This window comes from Arthrobacter sp. P1_D12 (genome assembly GCF_056406175.1).
The window spans coordinates 88318-113055 of record NZ_JBFUAR010000002.1 but is presented as its reverse complement, the minus strand read 5'-3'; the positions used below and the strand labels follow the sequence as shown (position 1 = coordinate 113055).

The window sequence follows — 24738 nt, the reverse complement described above, 5'->3', positions numbered from 1 at the left end:
CCAACGGAGAGTCGGTCGTCGTGTGCGCGGGATGACAGATTGCTCAATAATGTCTGTGGTCCAAGGCAAGATCGTCACGATGCCTTATTGTGCACACTGGGGAGAACTCGCAGCCACGAAGACACCTCAAAGACGAGATCCTCCCGGCAAGCGAAACGAGTGCACACACCGATATGACCTCCCTCATCTCCTGGCTCGATGCGTCCACTGAAGAAAACTCGAAGATGCGCGAGCTCGTGAAGCTCTTTGGCACGCCGGAAACCACCGATGACCTCGGCATGGGCCAGCTCCGCGACGCCATCAGCAACAGCTTGTTCCCGGGCACATCCGTACTGCACCTGGGCGCGCGGTACATGCTCCTCGTCCCGTGGGTCTACCAAACCGCCCAGAAGGGCACCAGGAACCCGGATGACCTCCGGAAGCGGGCCGAGGAATCCGAGCGGCAGCTGATCGGGCGGTTCAAGGAGCTCGGCGAGGAAAGCTACATCGGCCGCGATGCCGGGCGGAACGTCCAGCAGCTGCCCTCGGCCGCCTACTGGACTGCGCTGCGCGCTTACGGCATCGTCAACCCGGACACCGACCGTTCCGCCGTTGCCCAGCTCATGTGTGCAGACGCCCCCGCTCCCGAGGACGGCGAAAGCAGCTACTTGGTTTGGAACCAGACCCTCCCCAAGCCGCCGGCGGGCTTTCCGCAGACCGAGGACCGTGGGCTGAACCTGTCCCACGCCGAAGCCCGCTGGCTCCTGGAACGCATCCTGACCACCTGCCCCGGCACCATGCTGGCCCACGTCGTCGCATCCGAGGTCAGCCCCACCCCGGGACTTTGGGCACCCTGGCTGGACCCGGCGTGCCGCAGCGCGGAGGGTGAGCCCGGGCAGTGGCTCAAGGACGCAGAGGCGTTCTCCTTTATCCACAACGGCGCCACCATCCTCTACCAGCACCTGCTCGCGGAACTTTCCGCAAAGGTCTTCTCCGCCGGAGAGGACACCCTGGAGCCCACACACGTGCTCCTCGCAGCGTGGGAGGACCAGAGGGACAGTAAACGCGAGCTCCTCACCAGCTGGGACGTCGACGACTACATTGACCGCGCCAAGGCACTGAACCGCGGCATCAACAGCAACACCGCGGACTTTGCACGGCAGATGGCCAACGCTGCCACGAGCCCCGGCAATCTGATCGACAACCAGGGCTTCCGTGCCGCCGTCGAAACCCGAGAGAAGCTCATGAAGAAGTCCAACTCGCGGTTCCGCAACGAACGCCGTCTCCGCGCCTGGCAGCCACCGGCCAGAGTGGGAGCCCTTACCTTCCGCTGGACGCAAGTACGCCGGAATGTCCTGGACATCCACGCGGGGCTCGCATTGGAAGGGCAGTCGAATGCTTGAGGCAGCAAACAGGCAGGCACTCACGCAGCAGCTGCGCCCGCCGGCAGGGTTCCGGCTCTCCCACGCCGTGGGCACCACCTTCACCCTGGACATGACCAGCGCCCTGTCGGTACCGCTGAGCTTCGTCGCGGGCTCCGGAGAGGAATTCACCAATCCGGTGGCGGTGCTCAGCGCCCTGCGCAAAGTCTCCGACCGTGTAGACATCTTCTGCCAGGCAGGCCACATCAAGGCGCCCTCGGACGCCTCGGACCTTCTCGCGCTGCTGGAGCCGATTGTCCATCAGGTCAGCATCAAGCGCGGACTGTTCCACCCCAAAATCTGGCTCCTCGCATTCGAGAACGACACGGAGCGCCGCTACCGTTTCCTGTGCAGCAGCCGCAACCTCACCACCGACGCCAGCTGGGACCTCCTTGTTCGTCTGGACGGCGAGCCCATGCAGGGCACCGAGGATGCTGGCCCGGACAGCGGGCCCCTGGCACGTTTCATCGCCGGGCTCCCCGACCTCTGCACAGTGACGCCCGACGCCGGGCGGCTGGCCAGGGTGCGCGGTCTCGCCGCACGCCTGACGGACGTCCGCTGGGAGTTGCCGGAGGACATCCACCGACTAGCGTTCCGGCCGATGGGCATGGGCGAAGACTTTGAACAGGGCTCCATCACTGCCCACCTCGGCGATCCGGGAAACTTTAAGGCCCTCAACGGCAAGACCGGGAATGGGGCCCATTTTGGCCGGGAGAAGCTGTTAATCTCGCCCTTCCTCGACGACACGATGCTCGGCCGGCTTCGGGACCCGTGGACGGACAACCTCTACGTCTACTCACGCGGGGACCAGCTGGATCTCCTCAACGAACAAACGGTGGATGATACCCACACCTCGTTCAAGGCTTTTGACGAACTCGGCATCCCCGAATCGTCGGAGTCAGGGCAAAGCGATGTCGACGAGTCCGGGATCCAGCACGTCGCCGACGATCTCACCGGACTGCACGCAAAGGCCTACTTCTGCGACTTCGACCACCACACCTACGTGCTTCTCGGGTCGGCCAACGCCACCGAAGCGGGCTTCACCAGGAACGTGGAGTTTCTGCTGGAAATGCGGGGGGCCAAAAAGCGGTTGGGTGTGCAGCGCATCCGGGAGAGCCTCAAGGACGTGCCCTTCGCCGATTACCTGGGCATCGGCGGCGCGGCCCGCTCCGAAGAAGACGTGGCAGCCTTCCGGCTGGAGAACGCCCTGCGCGACGCTGCCGCGCAACGGTTCCTCCTCGATGCCGCCCCCGACGGCGATACAAAAAACACGTTCACGGTGACCGTCTCGCATGGCTGGTCGCCGAAGCCTGAGTTGACCTCGAAGTTGCGCCTCCTTTCGCTCCCCCAGCCGAGCGCCGTCGTCGAGCCGTCCGGAGGTCAGCACGAACATGTCTTCCGCGCCATCCCGCTGGCTGATGTGACGCCGTACCTGGTGCTCACGCTGGAGGACCCGGCGGCAGGGCTGTCAAAGAGCACGGTGGTCCAGGGCAGTCTGCGCACCGATCCTGCGGGACGGCTGGATGAGATCATCGCCCGGCAGCTGGACGACCCCCGGAAGCTTCGCCAGTTCCTGCTGTTGTTCCTTACCCCGGAAGACGCCCTGCCTGGGTCGGGGACGGGCACAGGGTGGTTCGCCGGTTCCGGGTTCGGCGACGGCTCCGCCGCCGGGCTCTTCGAAGCGATGGTGGGCGCAATGGCGGGCCCGGACGCCGGTTCGGTCTTCCCGGATCTGAAAGTAGTCATGGACCGGCTGCTCGCCCTTCGCGGCGATGACCCGGAGATTCAGCAGCTGCACGCGCTCTGGACGGCAGCCACCGAAGCATTGGACATAGGGGAACTTCATGGGGTTTGATGCAACGCCCGCGCTGGACGGACTGAGGGGCTTTCAGCGCCGGACCGTGGAACATGTCTTCAAGCGTCTCTACCTGGATGACCAGCCGGCGGACCGCTTCCTCGTCGCGGACGAGACCGGGCTGGGCAAGAGCATGGTGGCCCGCGGCGTCATTGCCAAGGCCATTGAGCTGCTCGACCGTCCCGACTCCGGGGTGAACCGCATCGACGTCGTCTACGTCTGCTCCAACGCGGACCTGGCCAAGCAGAACCTCAGCCGGCTGAACGTCACCGGGCAAAAGGACATCATCGAGTCCGGCCGGCTCACACTGCTGCCCACCGAGCTGGCCAAGCTGAACGCTCCGGCAGCGCCGGGAACACGGAAGCGCGTCAACTTCATCTCGCTGACTCCGGGCACGTCGTTCAACGTCGGCGGGGCAACGGGCCAGGCCAAGGAACGCGCTGTGCTCTTCCGCATCATCACCCAGCTCGGCGTGATCGGCGAGGAACAGCACGACGACGCTGTCGAGCTCCTGCGCGCAGGCGCCTCCACCGAGCGCTTCGCGCGCCGTGTCCAGTACATGCACGAGCAGTTCCCGGACGGCTTCGCCGTCGCCGTGCGGAACCGTTTCCGCACGCTGGCGCACCAAAGCGGCAACCTGCCCGCCTTCCGCAAGGCGCTGCGCGAAGCAACGCGCGATGGGGCGGAGACGGTCCGGCCCCGCATGAGTGCCATCATCGGAGGGCTCCGGGGTGACCTTGCCCAGGCCGGGCTTGATTGCCTGGAGCCTGACCTGATCATCCTGGATGAGTTCCAGCGCTTCCGCGATCTGCTCTACTCCCCCGGCACCGCGCCCGACGACGAGGATTCCGCGGCAGAGCTGGCGCGGCAGTTCCTGAACTACAAGGGCGCCAAACTGATCCTGCTCTCGGCCACGCCGTACAAGGCGCACACCGGAGCGAACGAGGCCGACGGCGACGACCACGCCGCCGACTTCCGGCAATTGCTGCGTTTCCTGAGCAGCGAACGGCCGGGGTACATGGAAGGCCTTGAGGCAGACCTGGACGGCCGCCGGACTCAGCTGCTGAAGCAGGTCCCTGACGATGCTCTGACGCATCGCATCGAGGACGGCCTGAAGCTGTTCATGAGCCGTACGGAGCGGCCCCAGCTGGGCAAAGACGACATGCTGTCCGTGATCGAGATGGCACCGACGGATGTCCGCGCTGGGGACCTCACCAGCTACAAGTCCCTGTCCGCTTTGTTCCGGGCCACGCGCACCGGCAGTCCGATGGAGTACTGGAAATCCGTGCCGATGTTCGCCCACTTCCTCACCGACTACAAGGTCGGCAGGATGCTGGACGGCAGGATCCACTGTGACCGGGAGGCCATTGACCCGGTGCTGCCGGCCCTGGCCACGATCGACCCCGATGCGTACCGCAGCTACGGCGCTGTCGAGACTGACAACGCCAAATTCCGGGCCGTGCGCGAACATACCGTCGGGCAGGGCTGGTGGAAGCTGTTGTGGATGCCGCCGTCGCTCCCCTACGTGGCTCCTTCCGGCGCGTTCGCCGAGGTGGGACCCGACGTCACCAAGCAGCTGGTCTTCTCGGCGTGGAATGCCGCCCCGACGGCGATCACCACGATGCTCTCCTACGAGGCCGAGCGGCAGATCCTGGAAGGTTCGCCGCTACACGGTGAAAACTCGGCCGAAGCTCGCAAGCGTTTCCGTGGCCGGCTCAGGTTCCGCGTCCGCGACGGTGAGCCACAGGCCATGTCCACGCTGGCTCTGTTCATCCCCCATGCTGCTCTGGCACTGGCGGGTGATCCGCTGGAGAGTGCCTCATTGAGTGGTTCCATGGTTCCCGGCGATGTTGTTCGGGATGCCGCGGCGGCGGCCGGAACCGCGATGGTGGAAAGCGCCGTCGTCGACCCGGCCAGCCGGCTCGGTGCTTGGGCGTCCTACTTCGCGGTGCCGGGCGCCCTGCCGGCAGAGTGGAAGAACAATGCCAAACTGGCCACTCGGGAGCTGCGTCAGTTGGACGAGTACACCCAGCAGCAGGGCAAAGCCTCGGACGGCGGGGACACCGAGCAGGAAGGGGGCTCCGAGGCCGGGCTCTATCTCGCACACGTTGATCGAATGCTTCAGGCGTCTGCCGGCGAACCGGCGGGATGGGAGGACGGGCTTGAAGACCTGGCCGTTAACTCCCCCGCCAACTGCCTCTACCGTGCCCTGGGGCGTGTGGTGCCGGACGACTTCGACGGCACCGAGCTGTGGAAGGCCGCCGTGTTTGCGGCAAGCGGCCTGCGCACGCTCTTTAACCGGCTCGACGCCACCGAGCTGCTGGACAAGCTCTATCCGGAAGGCGACTACTGGCAGAAGGTCTTGCGCTACTGCGAAGCCGGTAACCTCCAGGCTGTGCTGGACGAGTACGTCTTCCAGCTCCGCAGCCAGCAGGCTCCCGGGGAGATCATCACCGAGCAGCTGTGGGCGCTGGCCGATGACATCCGGCGCTCCTTGTCCCTCAAACCAGCCCAGATGCTCGCCAAGTATCCCGACGGTTCGCACGAGGACCTCCGAATGGGCGTCCGCTTCGCCGTGCGGTACAGCAACGCCAAGACCGACGACGGCGACAGCAACCGTATGCCTGACGTCCGCCGGGCGTTCAACAGCCCCTTCTGGCCGTTTGTGCTTGCGTCCACGTCGGTGGGCCAGGAGGGCATCGACTTCCACTGGTGGGCGCACTCCGTCATCCACTGGAACGTGCCCGGCAATCCGGTCGACTTCGAACAGCGGGAAGGCCGCGTGCACCGGTACCTGGGACATGCGGTCCGCAAGAATGTGGCCGAAGCGCATGGTGCTGAAGTCCTCAAGCCCGGGGTCACGGATCCGTGGGAGACCCTGTTCTCCGTAGCTTCTGCCGACGTTGCGGCGCACCCGGAAGATTCCAGCACCGAGTTTGCTCCGCACTGGATCCACCCGGGAGAGCACAAGATCCAGCGAAGGCTCCTAGACCACCCACTAAGCCGTGACGTGCCTCGAACCAAGCACATGCTGGCCGGCCTGGCGAAGTACCGGCTGACGCTGGGCCAGGCTCGGCAAGACGATTTGTTGGGCCTGATCAAGGATGGGGCGGAGATAAAACCACTGGATTTGCGGCCTTAGTTCGGTATGCCGAGCCCGGCGGCAACGATGTCTCCACGCTTCGCAGCCCGCGAAGCGTGGAGACAAAGCAAGCACTGAGACTGCGAGCTCAAACCGCAGACGCACGGTCGGCGACAGCGTCATGGAGGCACTTGGTAGTTCCGCCGTTCAGCAACTCGGAGAACCCCGCCGAGGAGACGACGCACACGTGGTGTTTGCGGCGATCTTGGTTGATGACGTCGAGTAGTTTGTCGCTGAACTGAATTCGCATATCTGCAACAACCTGGCCGCTTAAGTCGCCATGAACGAGGAGAGATATCTGGCCAGTCAGATCATTCTTGAACCTCGCTCCCTTGGTTTCGATGATCTTTGCCAGGGTGTCTCGTTTGATGTGCTCTCCGCGCACAACAACCCTTCCTGTCATCGTCACTGTCTGTCCGCGAAGGGCGGTCACGAAGCCGCTGCACGGTCCTGAGTACTTGTACATTTCTGTCCTCCTGCCCGATTGGGTCTAGGCCGCGATGAAGTCTTGGTTGTCTTGGCAGTCCCAGAAGTCTTCCTCTGAAAGGCGATGCGTCCACAGGCGAAAGTGCTTTGCCGCCTGCTGGGCGATGCGATTTCCCGGGCATCCCCTGCCGTCGGACCACGCTGCCAGTTCCAGATGAGTCGTGGTCTTGACGACGTCCTGCACAGCCGGGAAACAATCGCTGTCCCCTGAGAAGAGGATGAGCGTGTCGAATCGATGGGACTCGGCCGTCTTCACAAGATCCAGGCTGAGACGAACATCGACACCTGATTCCTTGGGCTGAACGCGATACTTCGCGTAATGGAGGGGCAAGTACGTGGCATGGACCAAGGGGTCGGCGCCCCATCGGCGTTGCTCGTCCCGAAAAATCTTCGTGGCTTCCGGATCCGAGAATCGCTCTGGGCTGCCTCGAAAGAGGAAGACCCCTGCCAGTTCGCCTTCCTTCGTGCGTTTCGACATGATTGATTCAGCAACGCGGCGAGGCGAAACGTGTGTGGTCCACTTCTCGAAATCTCTGGCGAAGAGATCGTGACCCACAAGGTGGACGTTCGAATAATCGAGAAAAACTGCAATTCTGTCCATAGTATTTATCTCCTTTAACAGGTGAAGCCGCCACGGTTTACGTGACGGCATTTAGATCTATGATTTTTTGCTGCGACAAGATTCAAATCGTTCTTCGAACTACAGCATGCCTTTCGGTGCCATTCGGAGGATATCCCGAATAAGTAAATCGGCCAGATACAAAAGAAGCCCCACACCTTGAAGGTGCAGGGAGTTCCGTTGATATGAGTGTGGGTCAAAACGTGCGAATTGTCAAATTTTCGTCGGTGCACGCCTGAATTATCCCTGGACCGGCGACAGCGGACAGGGGCTTCCAACGCTTCCCCGTCTTAGCGACCGACGCACTAGCGAGCCTTTCCGCGCCACCGCTGCCGTAGTCGCGCACCCCGCCCCCGGACTCCAATGTGGTCCCGCTGCCTCGAAATGGCGATGGCTACTGCTCCAGTGCCGCACGTAGTCCATGCGCCCCTTACCCGCGGTTAAAACAATCAGCCGCCGGCCGTCGGCGCTTTCTTTTCGCTGGCGAGTCGCTGACTTCGGCAATTGTCTGGGGAGGCAGATATTCTTACGCCGTTACTGCAAAGATACTTGGGGGAATCATGGCCCGGCTCGACGACGAACAGCAAGCCGCACTGCGGAAGTTCAAACAAGATGCATTGGGTGTTCTGCCGCCCGAAGCGGGCCTCTCGCTACAAACAACACAGTCCCCCATGTTTGCAGACCGTGGACACCTCCCGGTTCCTGAAGTCGCCCGAGTCGTAGGATGTCAGGTCGCGGATGTCCTAAAGATCCGACGAGGGTTGGGACACACGAAGACGACGCCTGCTTCGCGCCTGACCGTAGCCGAAGCCGAGGCCGTACGTGAGCAATGGAACGCCCCGGATTCGGCTGTCTCACGGCCGACCGTGTCTCTGGCACTCTTGGCGACCGAACTCGACGTGGACGTGCAGCTGTTAGCCCTGGAAGCTAGGCGATCTGGAATTCCGGTTAGGGGTAATCGCGAAGCGTTCATGCTGTTCGAGTTCGAAGCTGATCGTCTCAGGCAACTCGCCGCCTCCCGGCCGGATAAGCTGGTGTGGAGGACGCGGCCACCGGTTGGTTCAATCCAAACTCCAGCTTTGGCTACAAAGGCAGCACATCAGGCCACGGCTCTCGCTGACCATACTCGGCAGCAGCCGGCCTATAAGATCGATTCCAAAGCCGGAAACCGCATTCCGTTGGCGCCTCAAAGAACCAGCTTTGCCGCGCCGCGACTCGCCCGTCTGGCGAGCACTACTATTCCCTCTGCTGGTGCTCTAACGCCGCCGAAGCCAGCCGCCGTCGTTGACATCCAGCGCGCTCTAGTCGCGCGTTCGAAGGCTGTGGAGCTGGACCCAGAGAGCAAACCGACCGTCGGGGGCGTGAAAGTATTGTTCGACGTACCGCCTATGACCTCGGCTATCGGCAAAGGATCCTCCGAAGTCGATGCGCTGCGGCAAACTCTCGGTGGATTCGCGCCAAAGGACCACGCCGTTCTATTCCGCGAACTGAGCGCAGTGCTTGATTTGGATGAGAAAATTGTCCGCTCTTTTCCGGCAATCACCTCAAGTAGCCGCCTTACCGACCGTGCCCTCCGAAGTTTGATGCGTCTCGTATGCCACGGAAAGTTCGGGCTATTCGCGTACCACGAGGTCAGTAATAACGTCCGAGCATCCGCGCGGAAGAACGGCCAAGCCTCCACGCCGGCCGTGATGGCGAACGCGCTTACAAATCTCCGTCCCATGCATACGGGGGTCCTGACGGACTTGGGCAAGAGTCGATTCATCTTCTGGCACGTGGAGCAAAACGGTACCACTCTGGCTATTATCACCTTCAGTGCCGTCACTGACTGGGTTTTCGGTATTGACCGTGGACAATATGTCCCTCTGCGTGGGCGCCTCATCGCGGTGGCTCGCGGGACCAGGCTGGGAGTAGAAGACCGTGAAGATGCGCAGTTCATGGTCGAGGCTGCTATCAAGCTCCGAAAAGGGGCGCACGTTCAAAGAAGCTCGCCGACTGCAGACCAACCACGGGCACGAAACTATCTCGACAGCCCAGGCTCACATACTCAGCGCAACCTCACGTACAAGCCGCACAGCGATTGGCTGATCCCCGTTGTCATCGAAGATGGGTTTGTCACTGGAGGCCTCCGCGAAGGTTTCTTCTCCAATTATGGCGGTAGAACAGCCCACGGCGTCCGAAGCTTTGTGCGCCGTGCACCGGGAAGCTCCGCAAACGATCCGAAGACAGTGCACGTAAGCGCCCACACGCGCGGGGGCTACGACGTCGGGGACATTAGCTTCATGCCGACGGTGACGATCCTGCGTGACAAATAGCGGCGAAGGCTGGGCGTGCGGCAGCATCCGGCATCGAACCCAACGGCATCCGAAAATGGTCCTCACGGAGCCGAGGCGCTTTATTGAGCCACCGCAGCAGCCGTGGCAAACACATCCGCTGGCATCGGCCGGTGCAGCTTCCAGGTGATCGCGATCGGCTTCTCCCCCGCATGCTGCACATAGTCCACCTGACCAAGGCACGTGTAGGGGACAGTCAGCCCGATCTCGTCCTCTGAGGTGTCTCTCGTAAAGATCAGGATCTTCGAACCGTGCGCTGCCCGGTCCAGGTACCGCCTGCCAGTCGGGCTCCGCGGCGATGTCGCGTTCTGCGATTCCCAGTGGAACAGCTCGGGGCTGATCGCATAGTCCTTGTACATCGTGGTTGCCGAGTGCTTCTTGTCGTCCTTGTTGAGCGTGACAAAGAAGGCGTCCGTGGACGTCGCCGGGCACCAGGCTACCCCCTCGCGGTGCTGCACGTTCTTACCAAGCTCCAGTGAACCGTACTGCAGGGCCGCAAGGATCTCCTCGCGCCGATAGGTGGCGTGCGAGAGCAGCGGGACGTGTTGCAGGCCCGCTCCGAGGCCCTTGGCGGCATGCTTGGAGGCCGCCACGCCGAGCTTCACGAGCTGGCGGATCTCGTTCCAGACAAACTGGTAGCCGCGCAGATAGTCGAGGCCGGCGTCGTACGACCGAAAATCGCCGCCGTCGTCCCAGAGCGTGTAGAAGAGCATGCGGGCGAACGTCTGCTCGCGCATGCCGAGCTCCGCGTAGCGGGGCGCGTCGGCATCAACGAGCATCGAGTACGCCGCGGCGCGTTCCGGATCATCCACGTGCATCAGCGCGGCCATCCGGCCGAGGAGCCTTTTCTCGTCAGCGTCAGAGAGTTCCTGGATCCTTCCGCTCAGGACCGACTCCAACGGCGAGAATCCCTCGATGAGCCCGGCGTGGCGCAGGTAGCCGGTCCACGAATCCTTGGTGGAACGGTAGATTGACTTCACGTCGCTCCCGGACCGCTCCAGGTAGGCCTCCAGCTCCGTCTCGGCATAGGAAGCGATGTCCCGGACCAGCTGCGCCCGATTGGACCGCAGCTGCGCCTTGATGTTGTCCAGCACCACCTTTTGCGCCACCCGGTCCAGCACAATCTGCGAGCCCGACGGCAGGAACGGGAATTCGTCCTCGACAGCCTTCTCCAGCTCCTTGCGCCCGTAGCCGGTCAGCGCCCTGTAGCGCAGATCGAAGCGGAACTCTCGCCGTTGCTGGCCGATGAAGTCCATGACCGTCAGCACCGCCTTGCCCTCGGCACGGCCGAGCCCGCGCCCCAACTGCTGGAGGAAGATCGTGGCGCTCTGCGTGGGCCGGAGCAGCAGGATGGTGTCCACCTGCGGCAGGTCCAGGCCTTCGTTGAAGAGGTCGACGGCGAAGATGCAGTTGATCTCCTGAGTGCGGAGCCGCTCCAGCGCGGCCGCGCGGGCGGCGTCGTCGGTGCTCCCGTCGACGGCAACGGAGGCGATGCCGGCGCGGTTGAACACCAGCGCCATGTAGTGGGCGTGCTGGACCGAGACGCAGAAGCCGATGGCCCGCATCTGGTCCGTGCTGGTGACCTTCTCGCGCAGTTCGCGGATCACCTTGGCGGAGCGGGCGTCGTTGCCGGTGTAGAGGTTGCTCAGCTGGGCGGTGTCGTAGTTGCCGCGCTTCCATTCCAGCTGGCTCAGGTCGACGTCGTCCGAGACGCCGAAATAGTGGAACGGCACGAGCAGATCGGCGTCCAGGGCATCCCAGAGACGCAGTTCGCTGGCGGTGCGGCCGTCGAAGAACTGCTTGGCGACGTCGACGCCGTCGCCGCGTTCCGGCGTCGCGGTGAGCCCGAGGAGTTGCTGCGGCCGCAGGTGGTCCAGCAATGCCGGACGGTCAGAAGCTGACATGGAAAATCTCCGCACGCCATGCTGTCGGTTCCACATGTCCTAACGTCCCGCCGGTGGAAGAAAATGCTTGACTTACTACATTTCGGATATATAGTCGATATATGTTCGACAAATTGCCAGGAAATGATGTCTAGCGAATCGCGCAACGAAAGGTTCAGGCGCCTCGGGGCGACACGGGGCGACAGACTGATTCGCGAAATTTCCTTGTTAGGGAACTTAGCGAACCGAAAGAACTACGAGTACACCCCCGAAGAGGTGGACGCACTTTTTCGCCCCATCGAGGCCGAACTCAAAGAGGTGAGGGCGCTCTTCGATCCGGCCAGTCCCTCCAGTAGAAAGGTGTCGTTTGAATGAATAATGCAAATTTTGGATTCTACTTTGAGAGGTCCGGAAGAAGCGCATCGCAGGGCGCAGTCTCCCCTGCCGAGCAGTTCTTCGAAGGTTCCCTCGCGGAGTCCTCGCTCGTGCGGGAGACAGCGCAGAACTCAATCGATGCCCGCGTCGGTCTAGGTCCCGTCACTATGGTGTTCGAGCTGGCGGAGATGGCGACTGAGCTCATTCCGGGGATAACCCGACTGCGTACGCACCTGGAGCAGGTTGAGCGTCAGACAAGGGGGACCCAGGGCCACGAGGCCATGGCCACGGCGCTCCGGACCTCACAGCAGGAGATGATTTCAGTATTAAGGATCAGCGACTACGGAACCAAGGGGTTGACGGGCTCCGAATCAATGCACGATCCGACTTCACCCCTGAGCGCCCTGACGAGGGGGGCGGGAATCTCCGCGGACGACGGCTCCCGTGGCGGGTCCTTCGGTATCGGATCCGCCGTCGGCCCAATGGCCTCGAACATGAGCACCGTCCTTTACACGTCGTTGCCGATAGACGAAAAAGAGACGGTTCTCGCCGGCTACAGCTGCCTTGCCAGCCACCGCGACGCGAACGATGTATGGCGTGGCGGAGATGGCTTTTACACCGACCTCACCGATGAGAAGGATTTCCGCTACCTGCGCAACCCGGAAGCCCTGGGACCTTTCCCCATGCGCACCGAGCCGGGCACGGACGTCTTCATCCTCGGATACCGGAAATCGGGAGCGGACCCCGATCTGCAGCACATCAAGGTCGCGTTCATGCGTAACTTTCTGATGGCGATTGACCGCGGAGGACTGATCGTCAAGGGCATCACGCCCACGCATACCTGGGAGCTGGATCAGGTCAGCTTGGAAAAGCACGTTGTCGAGGACGCGGAGGCTCAGGCCTTCTACCGCGCCATTAGGGACCCCGAACCGATCCGGCATACGAGCAAGCGGCTCGGCAAGTTGGCTCTCTACATCAACATCGACGACGACAGCCTTGAAAAGACCCTGCACACCATAACCGTGCGGAAACCGTTGATGAGAATCGACGTCTTTCGCCACACCTCCATTCCGGTCAAGTATGCGGCCGTCTTGGAGTGCTCGGATGACCACGGAAACAAGCTGCTGCGCACCTTGGAGCCTCCGCAGCATCACAAGTGGGATCCCGGCCGAGCTGCTTACGGCGAGTCGTTGCTGCGTGAACTCAAGAACTTCGTCCGAGACGGTCTCAAGAGCAGAGTCAAACAGCAAATCGGCGACCAGGTCGTCATCAAGGGTCTGGCGCGGTATTTGCCCACTGAGTTGTTCGAGGAAAAGTCCGGGACTCTGCGCAGCGCCGGAACACCGGAGGACGGTCCCGGCACTGACCAAGAGTCAAGCACCGTGCAGGGCTCGGACGGCGAACTGACACAGGTCGCGACGCGAGAGCGTCCGACAGTCCGCGTCGGTGTACGGACTTCGGCCGGCGCCGAAGGCACCTCCCCCACGGATAAGGGCAAGGATCAGGGCGGTGAAGGCACCCGGAATAAGAAAGGCGGCACTCTGCCTGGGGACGGCGAGCAGGGAAAAGGCGCCGGAAGGATCACGGCGGGAGAGGTGCGCTTCCGCAGCTGGTCAGATGCCACGACCGGCGACTTGTGCTTGGCTATAACCCCTCTGGAGGACGTCTCCGGCGATCTCGAACTTGTGCCCCTTGGGCCTGGAGGCAGCATGGAGGACGACTACATGCTGCCCATTTCCGAAGGCGTGCTGACCGTTGGAGGCGCCAGCGAGCCCTTGAAGCATCAGGGCAACGTCCTATCGCAGCTGCAGCTGAAGGCAGGCATTACTTCTCACGTCCGGCTCAAGCTCTCATCAAATCACCGTTACCGTCTGGGGGTTAAGTGAATACATTCACGAAGAGGGGTTCCTACCCGCATCCGGTGCTCGACGCATCGGACGACGTGGGTTCCTCCATTGAAGTTGTCAATGTCACCATCGCGCCGAGCGTGGATGACGTGGAGATCAAGTTTCAAGTTCGGATGAGCGATCCGGACATCCAGTCGCTCATGGATGACGGCACTGCCCGGTATAGTTTCCGCTGGACCTGCAGCTCCACCATCGCCAGCGGTGAGGTCAGCGCCTCGGTCCACCAGCAGCATGTCGACGGCAGCACATACATCGGATGGATTGATCAACAGGACATCCGCGGCACAGTCAAGGTTGAAATCAGGATCATTGCGACCAGCCCAGTCGATCCATACAGCCTCCAAAACCAACACAGTGACTATGCGGGCGCATCCTTCAGCATCCTCCCGGGAGATGTTCTCGCCGACGGTGGCTTTTTCGAATTCGAGCCGGAGAAGCGCTACGATCCGCTCTCGCCACCAGTAGGGTCATGCTTCCGATTTATCGCGGACCCGAAGCTCAAGAAGGGCCTGAAGGTTAAATTCTTTGACGACGAACATGTGCTCGTGGCCTTCCCCGAAAAGACGCTTCCCGGGTTTGGCCTGCTACAGGAGCGGCCGGACCTGCAGATCAGTCTCGTAGTCCTGCCTGCGCTCATGCAGACGATTTCCTTCATCAAGGAGAACTTAGCGGCTGAGAGCGAGGGGGAAGACCTCTCCGGCAAGAAATGGTACACGGCGGTGAACCGGCTTGTGCAAGAGGCAGGATCCTATGAGGACCATTCTTTTGAACTGGCACAAAAAATTCTGGGCCATCCGCTGGATGCCTCACTGATGAAACCATTCGACGGCTTGGGGGACGAATGATGGAAAACAATCACGCCCGCGCACTGACCAACCAGGCGGTGTTCGAGCTCAAGTCCGCTCTCGACGTCGCTCAGACGCCGGACGATTTTCTGGCTGATGCTGACATCATCATCGGCCGGCCAGAGAACCAGCTGGAACTTCACCTGAACCTGGGAGTTCCGGACTCTTTAGATGCCGGATCGAAAGGAAGCACCGGACGTGATGTTGAAAACGCCCCTGTAGTTTACGACTACCTTGGCGTCCTCGATCGGGCCAACGCATCCGACCGGCGGCTCTGGACGTATCTTGCGTTCGCCACATACCGAGACTATATGGAGAAACGATGGCCCCTTGCCGAGGTGAGGAACTGGAAGGGCCGCGTTCAAGACCGCTGGCTGATGCTGAATTCCTCTCGTGACCCGCTCGTCCGGCATGGCATTTCCCGTCTGTGGTGGGTGGCGGCCATGACATATGACCCAAAACTGCAATATCCCCTCTCCAAAGCCACCGGGGATCGCTTCGCCTACACGCGAGAGGCCTTTCGGAACGAGGATCGCATCAATTCCCTGTTCCACAGAGAAGCCGGGGCCTTTTCAGACGTGGTCAGATGCGTTCTCGAACATGCCTCTCAAGGCGGCGGTTACGCGACGGACAAACACGTCGCCGCGCTGATGATGGAGCTGACGCTGGTCTACGGGTACCGTGACCTTGGTTTCTTGGACCGCAGCGCCCTCAGCGCTCTCGTCATCGAATCAGCTCCCGCTGTGAAGGATGCAGGATGAAATAGCCGTCGTGCGCCTCCACTCCGAGCTGATGAGCAAATTGTCAGCCGGGCCTGGTATCCTGGAGTTCGGATATCAAGGGGTGCATGTGTTTCCAGTTATTGATCTCTTCGCCGGGCCCGGAGGCCTGAATGAAGGATTTTCAAGCGTCAGAGACGAGCAGGGCGGCTTCGTCTTCAATACGTTGGCATCTTTTGAGATGGATACCCTTGCGTGCCAAACGCTCAGGTTACGAGCGGCGTACAGGGAGCTCGTCCGATCCGGCGGAGATCTGCAACCGTACTTCGACTACATCCAGGGCAAGAAGTCGTGGCACTCCGTTCTCACAGGTGATTTTAGAGAGGCGTATCTAGCTGCGAAGGCTCACGTCTACCAGGTGGAGCTTGGAGAGGTCAACCGCCCCGAGGTGGACAGCTTCATAGAAAAGCAGCTCGGTCCGGAGAATGAGCGAGGACATTGGGCACTCATCGGCGGGCCCCCGTGCCAGGCGTATTCCCTCGCCGGGCGGTCCCGCAGGACTGGAGACGAGTCGTTCGCCTCAGACCACAAGCACTTTCTATACCGTGAGTATCTCCACATCCTGGGCAAGTTCAAGCCGACGATTTTTGTCATGGAGAATGTCAAGGGGCTTCTCTCGTCGAAAAATGGCGACAGCAGCATGTTCCAAACGATCTTGGGTGACCTTAAACGTCTCCCCAGCGGTGTGAGCTACGAAATCCGTTCACTAGTAGTGGACGCTGAACCACGCGACTTGAACCCGTCCGACTTCATCATCCGCTCAGAAGAATACGGCGTGCCACAGAAGAGGCACCGCGTGATTCTGCTCGGGGTTCGAAGTGATGTCGCCGCCAATATTCCTCGTCGGATTATCGAGAAGGCTGACGGGGCAGTCACGGTCCGAGCAGCTGTCCAGACGATGCCCAGCATCCGAGCCCAGACCTCCGGCAGGAAGCCGAAGATCGATCAAGACTGGGTCTCGGTCCAAGCTGAGGCACTAAGCCAGATACGCGCCATAGACGTAATGTCGAAGCCGGAACCGGTAAAGGCCGGCGTGCTGGCAGTAGATGCGTACGAATCCTGGGTGCTGGATGACAGGCTAACGATACCGGTACAGCACGAGCCCCGCGCACACATGGTTTCGGATCTTGCGCGGTATCGCGTGATGGCGGAGCTGGCAGAACGCCTGGGAAAGAGCCCGAAGTACACCGACCTGCCGGCGGCTCTCCATCCCGAACACAGGAACGTCGGCAAAGCGGGGACTCCTTTCACGGACCGCTTTAGAGTTCAGGTTTGGGACGCACCTGCCACGACGGTGGTTTCACACATTTCCAAAGACGGGCACTACTACATTCACCCGGATCCTGAGCAGACGCGCAGTTTCACGGTACGCGAAGCCGCACGCCTTCAGTCCTTCCCCGACAATTACTTCTTCGAAGGTGCCAGGACGCAGCAATTTCACCAAGTGGGGAACGCCGTTCCGCCACTGCTTTCTAAGCAGATCGGCGACGTTGTCGCCGACATGCTGGCAGCTCTCAGGGACTAAACGTTCGGAATCCCTTTGCATTTGCGGAGGAGACAAGGTTGAGCAGCCTGGCGGATTGCCGCTCGGTCGGCAGTCCTGACTTCCTGCCCGTCACCAGGTCGAGAATACTTAGGTCCGTGGGGCTGGCGACGCCGTTTCCCAACGAGAATTCGCGCAACTCCAGCCAGTGCTCCTTGGGTATTTCAAAGACACGAGTCTGTTGGTTGATTCCGTTGTCGATCTTCTGCGTTTCCTTCCCAGTCCGGCCCCTTTGCGCCACAGTGGCGGGGTCAGCAAGCCTAGCGAGGAAAGCCTCAGGAAGCCGGATCGGTACCGCGCGGACCAGGTCCCAGCAGGCTGCCTTTTTGGCCCATTCAGTAACGTTTTGTGTCGGCCGATGTTCACTCGTCAGTGCTGCCTGCACGGACTGAGCAATTTCAACCGCCACGTCCAAGACGTTTTGTGGAGCCGCTTGAGAACGCCAAATTAGGTCGAAGTCCATCAAACGGCCACGCCCTTGAGTCTCAACAAGGCTTGCCATTTTTGCCACCGTGTAGGTGACGATATTGGCAAGGTAGGCGCGGTCCCGCTGATACCACTCGGTATTCCTCACGGCCGAGTGGATACTCGAAAACAGGATTGCCTTGCCAATAGCGTCCTTGAAATAGATCTCGTTGATCGAGGATTCATCCTTATCCCATGCTCTTGCCACCATTTCCGCAAAGGCTACAAAGTTCTTCTGGGCACCTGCGCTGACGATGTGAGGACGCTGCTCCCACGACATTATGAATTTGGCCAAAGCCGGTTTGTCGAACTTCTGGTGCTTTGGATAGAGCTTGTCGAATCGTGAAGCCTCAGCTCTAGGCAGCTTATTCTTCTCATTCTCGTACTGGCCGCGTGTTCGCTCGTAGTACCACTTTGTGTTGTACGTGGCGCCCGCGACCGCCGGCGCGAGCACCCGTCGTGACAGCTCTTCGATGCGGACGTGATAAGGGCTGTTCGAAAAGAAGTCCGCTGCGCTTACGGCGTTTTGGCTGTTGGCGAACCTTGAGATGCTGGGCACGAGTTCGCTGGCCACGGCGGGCGCTACCACAACCAGTTTCATGGGGACGAAGACGTTCTGCAGTACGGCCTTATCTTTGGCCTCCTTGTCAACGAAGAACAACGACGCCGTCGTCTGGCCGCCGTTGACGATTTGGAGGTCCTCAATAGTCAGGATGGTTGACTTCTCACCATCCGTTTGCACCGAGGTGGCCGTCGCGGTGACTCCGTTGTTGAACGCCATAAAATTTTGGGGAGCAGAGTAGATAGTCTCGCGGATTCCCTTATTGACCTTGCCCCTGTTGGTCAAATAAGAGCGCACGTTGCTCTCCAGGAGCCGGCTGCCGTAGCGTCCGTAGAGTCCCGCTAGGACGTTTCCAGGCACGGACGCAAGGTAGGTCGCAAACTCCGGAGTTGACTCAACCTTTAGCGCAGGGAGGCCCTCTTCCTGCCACTCTCGTAGGTCAATTCGCAGCGCTTCCCGGCCGCTCTGCGATTCATGGAGTTGATGCAGGCGGTCAACGTCCCAGAGCTGGTAATCGACGGGAATTCCGTTCAATGCTTCGCTCGGAAGCTCACGCAGCCGGTTGCTCAGTTGCCCATCCGTCAGCAGGTAAAGACGGTACCGTGAGACGTTGCCCCCGCGGTTGCGGAGGTCGTAAGCAAGCTGGTAAGCCGGCGAGCTTTCCTCCCGGCCCTCCAAGAAGCTTCCATCGAGCGAATCGGCTAGAAAGTACTGAAGCGCTTTCAGAGCGGCTTTGGCGTCTGTGGAGGAAACGACTTGAATTTCAGGCGAGCCGACATAGATCGTCGCCACTAGCGCAACACTGTTGTCGGCGTTGTCGAGGTCGTAGCCGTTTACCTTCAGCCTGCGCCGCCGCGTCCCCGTCCCGTCAAAGTCAAGGGTGACGACATCGTCAAACTCTCCTGCTTCTGTAAGCAACTCCGCGCAATGTCGCGCGAACGCCGTAGCCGTAAACTCACCGTCGGCGTCGGCCAAGGACCCGACCGAAGCTAGCAAGTTCTCGTGGTAGCTCTGAACGTTCACTTTAGATGACCCCGTAATTCTTCATTCGGTTGAGTGCCATATCTGCATCGATTGCGAATTGATCGAGCGCTGTTAGCTCCAGGCGGTACTTCACCCCGGCCACTCCTGTCGCTAGGTCTCGAGGAGTGATGCGGGGGAAATCGTCGGAAACGATGTAGTAGTCATAACTGCGGCTGCTGAAGTACATCCGGCCGTATATCTCATCGTTTGGGTCAAACCCCAGCTCATCCAGTGCACTGTCAAACGCTTCAAGATCTCCGTCGTCAAGAGCGACGGAGTCCTTCGCGAGGACGACCTTGTCCGCGAGCGACGTGAACCCAGGAAGAGGCATCGCGCTATCGGCAACCTCAACCGTCACAAGAACAATATTGTCGCCGTCGAGCTGATATTCAGAAGCGATCCTCAACGCGTGAGTGCTGGCATGCCGACTCTTCACTTCATAGTGAACATCAACGAACTGGAAGTCTTGGTCGGATCCATAAGGTCCCTGCCAGCCTTCGACGACCACAGAGGAGCCAACACTTGGTCCAAGGACGTAGAATCCAAATTCCAACTCTGCATACAGGCCCCTGCACTCCTCCATACTCAGCACTCGTTTTTTCGAGGCTTGGAAGAGCTGACGCCACTCTGCAAAGCACTCCATGGCCGTGGAAAGCCCGGCGCTTTCAGTTACGGCCTCGGAAACCTTTTCGTGCACATGACCACACAGCTGCATGAAGACTTCGCTGAACTTGGGGTCCTCCAACGTGAGTAGAAGTATCCACGTCCCGTCGTGCTCCCGCTCCGCCCGAACGATAGATACCGCATCAGAAAGTTGGGGAAGGCCTGGCGGTTGGCGGGTGATCAGGCCGAAGCTCAATCGACCGACTTCGTCCGCGCCATAAACCATCCGCGTAGCCAGCATTGGGTCGAGCTCACGGAGAGTGACCAGCCCGCTGCGGACTTCGTCGTTCCAGCGTTCCGGAGTCCACGAGTCAGCAGTCATGACAGCTCCTCATAGTCAGCCATCCAGTACTTCTGCGCCACTTTGTTCAGAACGTACTTAACCCTGCCGTTCTTGCTGTTGTAATCGGAATCAGACGTCGGCAGAGCAATCTTAAGAGCGATAAAGGCAGCTTCGGGATGCTTTGCAGCCGCGGTAAGTTCGCCCTTGAGCGCGGCAGTCTCCGGTGAGGCGGTTGCGCCATCTTCGTGCTCGACACCTTCTTCATGGCTGGGCTCGACGGCATAAATCATCAACTGGGGGCGAGGCAGATGCCGATACAGTGCGCGTTCGGGAACGTGGCTACTAGAAGCGGAATCAGTTCCCTCGGCAGTCTCCGCCTTCTTGTCCTTTTGATATGCCGCAATGGCCTCTGCTTCAACGTGCGGATCCAGGACCCTACGCAAATCGTCACTTCCCGCGAGCCGCGTCTTTTTTCCACTCACCCAGAGCGATGATCCGGTGAGCGTGCCGTCCTTGGCAGTCAGGTGTCGGAGCATCAAAGCACGCGAAACCTTAAACACCGGGTTCTCAGGCACGAGGTTAGGCAGGCCTGTCAGCTCCGCGTCTTCCTTTTTCTTGGGGCCGTTCATGAAGGTCACGTCCCATGTTTGGAACTGCTCCCCAGGGCTAGCCCGAACCATCCTTTCGAGCCCGCTTCCAGTGAAGAAGATGTCGTCGTCAGCTGCCTTGTAGCTGTGCAGCAAGTCCGCGACGAGCCCCTTCGGGACGTCTCTGAACCGTGTATAGCCGCGGACGGTTTCGTCGGTTGAGCAGCCGGCAGCCAGTGCAGCTTTTGCCAGATCCTGAGCGGCCGCGAAGTTCACCGCTTGGACTGTCAGGTCTGCCGACAGTTTTCGAGTCTCCAAGTTCCGGCCGAGAAGGTTGACCTCCTTCTCGTACTGAACGGTGTGCTTCATTTTGTTCCTGGCCGTGATGAGCAGTGACTCCGGGTGTTGCTGAACTGCCAGGCCAAAATCGCGCGGTGTCATGTTGTTCCGGTGCATGTGTGCGAGGTCGTCCCGAAGTTCTTGGATCGCTCCACCCACGAACCGATAGTCCGCGGCAGACTTTTCGCTGATCCACAACCTACATACATCTTGGAAACCGTCACGGTAGCCAAACCATCGCGCCATCTGCATCATGGTGTCAGCAGCGCCCACGCTGCGGTGGAAGTAGCTGACGAGCAGGCCGTCCAGCGTAAGTCCTCGACTGAGCAAGTCACCGCCGACGGCGATCTGCCTCGTCGGAACCTCCTCGCGATAGTCCTCGTCCTCCGCCTTGTCCACACTTGAGTTGTAGACCTTCACTCGGACGTCGGCGACGGACTTGTGAAGCTCGGCAAGAATCGCGGTCCAAGCCGGACCCGTTGAAACGAACTGCTTCTCGAACGTGGATTTCAGCTCGTCGAGAGCAGCGTTACTTTTCCCGCCAGCGTAGGGGATCGCATGTAGTTCGATAGCTGATTTGTATCGGTACAGCTCCTCGGTCAATAGGTCTCCGACAACGTCCTGAACATTAGTAAAACGAGATACGTTGACTAGCATTGACCGCTTGGATGGTGCCTTAACTCGAAGATCCAAGATTGCGTTCGCAAGGAGGTAGCTCCTGATTGCTTCCTTCAGGCTCTCCGGGAGGGCACCAACCGGTTGGGTTTTTCGGTGTTTCACCGGGATCCATTGCTGAGCGTCAGTGAGGTACTGTACCGACTGCGGACGGTCCTCTTCGTCGGTACCAAATGTTGCCCGTATTCCGACGTAGTTGTTCGGGGCCTCTAGCGGATAGATGTAGTCCTCAGGGAAGAGATCGTCCACGGCTTCACCGTCGACTTCGACGCTTCCGGACGCTTCGTAATCAATGAAGATGTTGGCGAAAGGCGTCGCCGTAATTGCTACGTAGGATGACCGTGTAAAGCTGGACAAAATCTTTCGGATTGAACCGTTGATCGCGGTGGGGTCCTCCGCCTCGTTTGTGTTAACGGACGCGTAATCCGATTCATCATCAAGAAGCAGTACAGGAAGGTCTATGGTTCCATGGCTGTCGGCCCTGCCCCGAGCCCAGCCGTTGACCGCGTCCAAGACATACTTGTTCTTCTTTAGAACGAACACAAGTGGTCCTGACGACTGCGAGGGAAGAGGAACGTCAATCCCGTTCTTCGTGGCCTGCAAATAGTCCATGAGGACTGTGGTCAGGCTGGTGGCGTTGGCGACTTCTTGGTCAATCTTCCCAACACCGATGTGTACGTCCTTGAGGACAGCCCCTTTCGGCATACCGACCCGGCGCGTATCCCGGCCAATAAAGCCCTCGTCCACTCGCTCGTGTGTTTGACGCCTGAGGTACTCGGTGTTGCCTGAGAGAATGATAATAAGCCTGTACCCAGCATCCGCCGCCTTATTGATCAGTGCTAGGTAATTCTGCGTCTTGCCGGACTGCACGTCACCGATGATTAGTCCGCGGCGGTTCCAACGGCCTGGTTTTTGCGGGTTGCCTGCGAGGTCCAAAACGTCGTCGGTGAACTTGTCGAGGCGATCGAGGACGCGTCCGGAACGCCCCTGCTTGGACAGCATCTTCCGGTAGGCACGCCACCTACGCCAGTTGATCTCAGATTTGCTGTCTTTGAGCCACGGTTCGTGGTCGTCCTTCGTAACTGGTTTGCCTTCAATCTGAATATCCGCGCTCACTGCGGTCAAGATATATCGGAAGAGCTGGTCCAACTCGTCTTCGCTGGCATCCGTCCGCATGATCGGCGTGCATGCGTCAAATGCTGCTCTGACATCTAGTTCTTGAAGGCCGATTTTCGTTTCACCCGTAGTCTGGTCGGTGAGCAGCCCGAGGACCGCTCCCTCTAGCGCGGACAATGGGAACACCATAGTGGGAATTGTCATCAGTTCTTTACCGCATTCTCAAGAATTCCGCGCGCGCGGGGATGGTTATTGAAGGGCTCTGCGTTGAGCATTGAGTCGACGAACAGTTCTTGGCCGAGTGTCCCGTTTAGGGATTCCCAAAGGGAAACCGCCAGCATGTTCAGTTCGGCGTCCTCCACGGCCTGCGGCGAGTGAACTGCATCCTGGCCAAGTCTGTTGTAGACGTCTTCCACCGGAAATGATTGCTCTAACATTGTGATCAGAGCCCCCAACAGCGCGGAGTCATCTGATTTCAGGCTTCCAGCCAACGCAACGACCGCTGGGTGATTTCGATTTACTTCATAGCGGAACGACGTCCGGTCATCAACTACGTCCCACAAGTGGCTGACCGGTCCCCCGCCCGCTCGCCTTCCCCTGTATTCGTGAATACGACGACTAGGTCCGACAATGTTGTCTGCGACTTGGCGCAGCCTGTTTCTAATGGCAGGCGGAGGAACGGCTTGGGCCTTCTTGATGTCCAAAGCCCACAAGTGATCCAGAGTATTCGGGATGTCCACCCGTACGCGCGCGAGTTTTCCGAGCTCCTGTTTTGGAGCAATCCGGAACCACGTGCCCCAGATAACGAGCCGCTTTTCCCTGTAAATGTAAAACCCTTGGCTGTCCCTCAGGGACCCATCGACCTGGGCCTTCTGCCTGTCTGCGCTGCTAAGTTTGTTCAGATGCGGAAGGGTGAAGGGCCTAAGCTCGATGACTTCCCCCTCGACATATATCTTCTCGACCGGTCCAGGCTGAGTCGCCTTGTGGTTCTGCAGGAGTGGGTCGGCGCCTTCAATCTCGCGATAGTTGATCGCGATATCAAACTTGTTGCCGTGCTCGCCCGCCAAGTACCGGTGGAATACAAGCCCCAGGTGCTTACGAACGCGCACCATGCTCTCGTCGAGCCCACTCCCCAGGTTTCCGGTCGTGGCTTCCAGCTGGTCGAGCTTCCGCCACAGAACCAATGTCCCAGACGGATGCTTTTCCAGTTCCGAGAACTCTGGAAGCGTACGGCATTCGCCTTCTGAAAGCCGGAGCAGGCTCCATGTGCCGGTTTGTATCAAGTAGTCCAGATCCCACCGGTACCCGTGGAGCTCACCGTCTTTTTTTGAAACAACAGTCAAATCGCGGCACTGCGATATGGACGCCGTCTTCAGGCCCAGCCCAAACCGTCCCAGGTCGTTCGTTGCTCTGCCTGACAGCGAACTCTTTCCTGCCAGCCGCATTGCGTTCTGAGCCTCGGACGAAGTCATACCCGCGCCATCGTCAATGATGGCAACGTAGCTGTCCCCTTCGCCATAGAAGAGAAGATCAACGCGAGATGCGCCTGCCGTTATCGAGTTGTCAATCAAATCTGCGATGGCGGTTTCGAGGGTGTAGCCCACGGCCCGCATCGACTCCATGAGGTGCGGATCGGGCACCATGGTTATCGCTTCAGTCAATCTTTCCCCCACACATATCCCATCCACCGGCAAAGAACGCTCGATGGTGAGATAACAATAACCTCAGGGACTGACATTTCTCGGCGGCACAAGGCCAAGTGTCGCCCGGTGCCGTTGTCCGAGGGGCTGGCGCTTTCATCGGCATGCCGGCCCGCGTCCGCTATGCATGCCTCTCTCGGCTCGTGAACCCCACAGCT

At 60.1% G+C, this 24738-nt stretch carries 15 protein-coding genes; 8 read left to right on the top strand and 7 right to left on the bottom strand.

Annotated elements, in window-relative coordinates; translation table 11 throughout:
* Positions 1-173 precede the first annotated feature (173 nt).
* The 3 genes from AC1DZV_RS02855 to AC1DZV_RS02845 are packed head-to-tail and all read left to right on the top strand — an operon-like array spanning position 174 to position 6397.
* Entirely contained in the window at positions 174-1382 is a 1209-nt protein-coding gene (locus tag AC1DZV_RS02855; RefSeq protein ID WP_476952907.1) for a DUF6361 family protein, read from the top strand.
* A complete protein-coding gene (locus tag AC1DZV_RS02850) occupies positions 1375-3255 on the top strand; it encodes a phospholipase D family protein (RefSeq protein WP_476952906.1) in 1881 nt (626 codons plus the stop codon). The genes AC1DZV_RS02855 and AC1DZV_RS02850 overlap by 8 nt, the downstream gene beginning before the upstream one ends.
* Positions 3245-6397 (top strand): DEAD/DEAH box helicase, encoded by a 3153-nt coding sequence (locus AC1DZV_RS02845; protein WP_476952905.1) that lies wholly within the window; start codon positions 3245-3247, stop codon positions 6395-6397. The genes AC1DZV_RS02850 and AC1DZV_RS02845 overlap by 11 nt, the downstream gene beginning before the upstream one ends.
* Before the next feature lie 88 nt (positions 6398-6485).
* Here the strand turns inward: AC1DZV_RS02845 and AC1DZV_RS02840 are convergent, their stop codons facing one another.
* On the bottom strand, positions 6486-6863 hold the full coding sequence (locus tag AC1DZV_RS02840) for a BRCT domain-containing protein (RefSeq protein WP_476952904.1): 378 nt from the start codon (positions 6861-6863) through the stop codon (positions 6486-6488).
* A 24-nt stretch (positions 6864-6887) separates the two neighbouring features.
* The gene (locus AC1DZV_RS02835; protein WP_476952903.1) at positions 6888-7484 is read right to left on the bottom strand and encodes an NYN domain-containing protein; all 597 of its coding nucleotides are present in this window, start codon (positions 7482-7484) and stop codon (positions 6888-6890) included.
* 578 nt (positions 7485-8062) lie between these two features.
* On the opposite strand from AC1DZV_RS02835, the gene AC1DZV_RS02830 reads away from it, so the two are divergent.
* Positions 8063-9817: a hypothetical protein gene (locus AC1DZV_RS02830; protein WP_476952902.1), complete on the top strand. Its 1755-nt coding sequence runs from the start codon at positions 8063-8065 to the stop codon at positions 9815-9817.
* 80 nt (positions 9818-9897) lie between these two features.
* On the opposite strand, the gene AC1DZV_RS02825 is transcribed toward AC1DZV_RS02830, so the two are convergent.
* Positions 9898-11739: a DUF3427 domain-containing protein gene (locus AC1DZV_RS02825; protein WP_476952901.1), complete on the bottom strand. Its 1842-nt coding sequence runs from the start codon at positions 11737-11739 to the stop codon at positions 9898-9900.
* A gap of 350 nt (positions 11740-12089) precedes the next feature.
* Between AC1DZV_RS02825 and AC1DZV_RS02820 the strand changes: the two genes are divergently transcribed.
* The 4 genes from AC1DZV_RS02820 to AC1DZV_RS02805 are packed head-to-tail and all read left to right on the top strand — an operon-like array spanning position 12090 to position 17149.
* Complete coding sequence (locus AC1DZV_RS02820) at positions 12090-13979, top strand: hypothetical protein (RefSeq protein ID WP_476952900.1); 1890 nt, start codon at positions 12090-12092, stop codon at positions 13977-13979.
* Positions 13976-14845 carry a hypothetical protein gene (locus AC1DZV_RS02815; RefSeq protein WP_476952899.1) on the top strand — a complete coding sequence of 290 codons (870 nt, stop codon included), beginning with the start codon at positions 13976-13978 and terminating at the stop codon, positions 14843-14845. The genes AC1DZV_RS02820 and AC1DZV_RS02815 overlap by 4 nt, the downstream gene beginning before the upstream one ends.
* Positions 14842-15606 carry a DUF6339 family protein gene (locus AC1DZV_RS02810; protein WP_364747816.1) on the top strand — a complete coding sequence of 255 codons (765 nt, stop codon included), beginning with the start codon at positions 14842-14844 and terminating at the stop codon, positions 15604-15606. Before AC1DZV_RS02815 ends, AC1DZV_RS02810 begins: the two co-directional genes overlap by 4 nt.
* Positions 15607-15637: 31 nt before the next feature.
* Positions 15638-17149, top strand: a complete 1512-nt coding sequence (locus AC1DZV_RS02805) for a DNA cytosine methyltransferase (RefSeq protein WP_476952898.1) — start codon at positions 15638-15640, stop codon at positions 17147-17149.
* Here AC1DZV_RS02805 and AC1DZV_RS02800 read toward each other — a convergent pair.
* Genes AC1DZV_RS02800 through AC1DZV_RS02785 form a run of 4 tightly spaced genes read right to left on the bottom strand, consistent with a single transcriptional unit; the run spans position 17139 to position 24484 of the window.
* Positions 17139-19217 carry an AIPR family protein gene (locus AC1DZV_RS02800; RefSeq protein WP_364747813.1) on the bottom strand — a complete coding sequence of 693 codons (2079 nt, stop codon included), beginning with the start codon at positions 19215-19217 and terminating at the stop codon, positions 17139-17141. The genes AC1DZV_RS02805 and AC1DZV_RS02800 overlap by 11 nt on opposite strands.
* 1 nt (position 19218) lies before the next feature.
* Positions 19219-20202: a PD-(D/E)XK motif protein gene (locus AC1DZV_RS02795; protein WP_476952897.1), complete on the bottom strand. Its 984-nt coding sequence runs from the start codon at positions 20200-20202 to the stop codon at positions 19219-19221.
* Positions 20199-23084 carry a Z1 domain-containing protein gene (locus AC1DZV_RS02790; protein WP_364747809.1) on the bottom strand — a complete coding sequence of 962 codons (2886 nt, stop codon included), beginning with the start codon at positions 23082-23084 and terminating at the stop codon, positions 20199-20201. The genes AC1DZV_RS02795 and AC1DZV_RS02790 overlap by 4 nt, the downstream gene beginning before the upstream one ends.
* A complete protein-coding gene (locus AC1DZV_RS02785; protein ID WP_476952896.1) occupies positions 23084-24484 on the bottom strand; it encodes an ATP-binding protein in 1401 nt (466 codons plus the stop codon). The genes AC1DZV_RS02790 and AC1DZV_RS02785 overlap by 1 nt, the downstream gene beginning before the upstream one ends.
* Positions 24485-24738 lie beyond the last annotated feature (254 nt).

Coding starts and splice junctions, on each gene's coding strand:
- AC1DZV_RS02845 (WP_476952905.1), top strand. CDS start 3,245: ATGGGGTTTGATGCAACGCCCGCGCTGGACGGACTGAGGGGCTTTCAG.
- AC1DZV_RS02840 (WP_476952904.1), bottom strand. CDS start 6,863: ATGTACAAGTACTCAGGACCGTGCAGCGGCTTCGTGACCGCCCTTCGC.
- AC1DZV_RS02850 (WP_476952906.1), top strand. CDS start 1,375: ATGCTTGAGGCAGCAAACAGGCAGGCACTCACGCAGCAGCTGCGCCCG.
- AC1DZV_RS02835 (WP_476952903.1), bottom strand. CDS start 7,484: ATGGACAGAATTGCAGTTTTTCTCGATTATTCGAACGTCCACCTTGTG.
- AC1DZV_RS02820 (WP_476952900.1), top strand. CDS start 12,090: ATGAATAATGCAAATTTTGGATTCTACTTTGAGAGGTCCGGAAGAAGC.
- AC1DZV_RS02825 (WP_476952901.1), bottom strand. CDS start 11,739: ATGTCAGCTTCTGACCGTCCGGCATTGCTGGACCACCTGCGGCCGCAG.
- AC1DZV_RS02810 (WP_364747816.1), top strand. CDS start 14,842: ATGATGGAAAACAATCACGCCCGCGCACTGACCAACCAGGCGGTGTTC.
- AC1DZV_RS02855 (WP_476952907.1), top strand. CDS start 174: ATGACCTCCCTCATCTCCTGGCTCGATGCGTCCACTGAAGAAAACTCG.
- AC1DZV_RS02795 (WP_476952897.1), bottom strand. CDS start 20,202: ATGACTGCTGACTCGTGGACTCCGGAACGCTGGAACGACGAAGTCCGC.
- AC1DZV_RS02830 (WP_476952902.1), top strand. CDS start 8,063: ATGGCCCGGCTCGACGACGAACAGCAAGCCGCACTGCGGAAGTTCAAA.
- AC1DZV_RS02790 (WP_364747809.1), bottom strand. CDS start 23,084: ATGACAATTCCCACTATGGTGTTCCCATTGTCCGCGCTAGAGGGAGCG.
- AC1DZV_RS02805 (WP_476952898.1), top strand. CDS start 15,638: ATGAGCAAATTGTCAGCCGGGCCTGGTATCCTGGAGTTCGGATATCAA.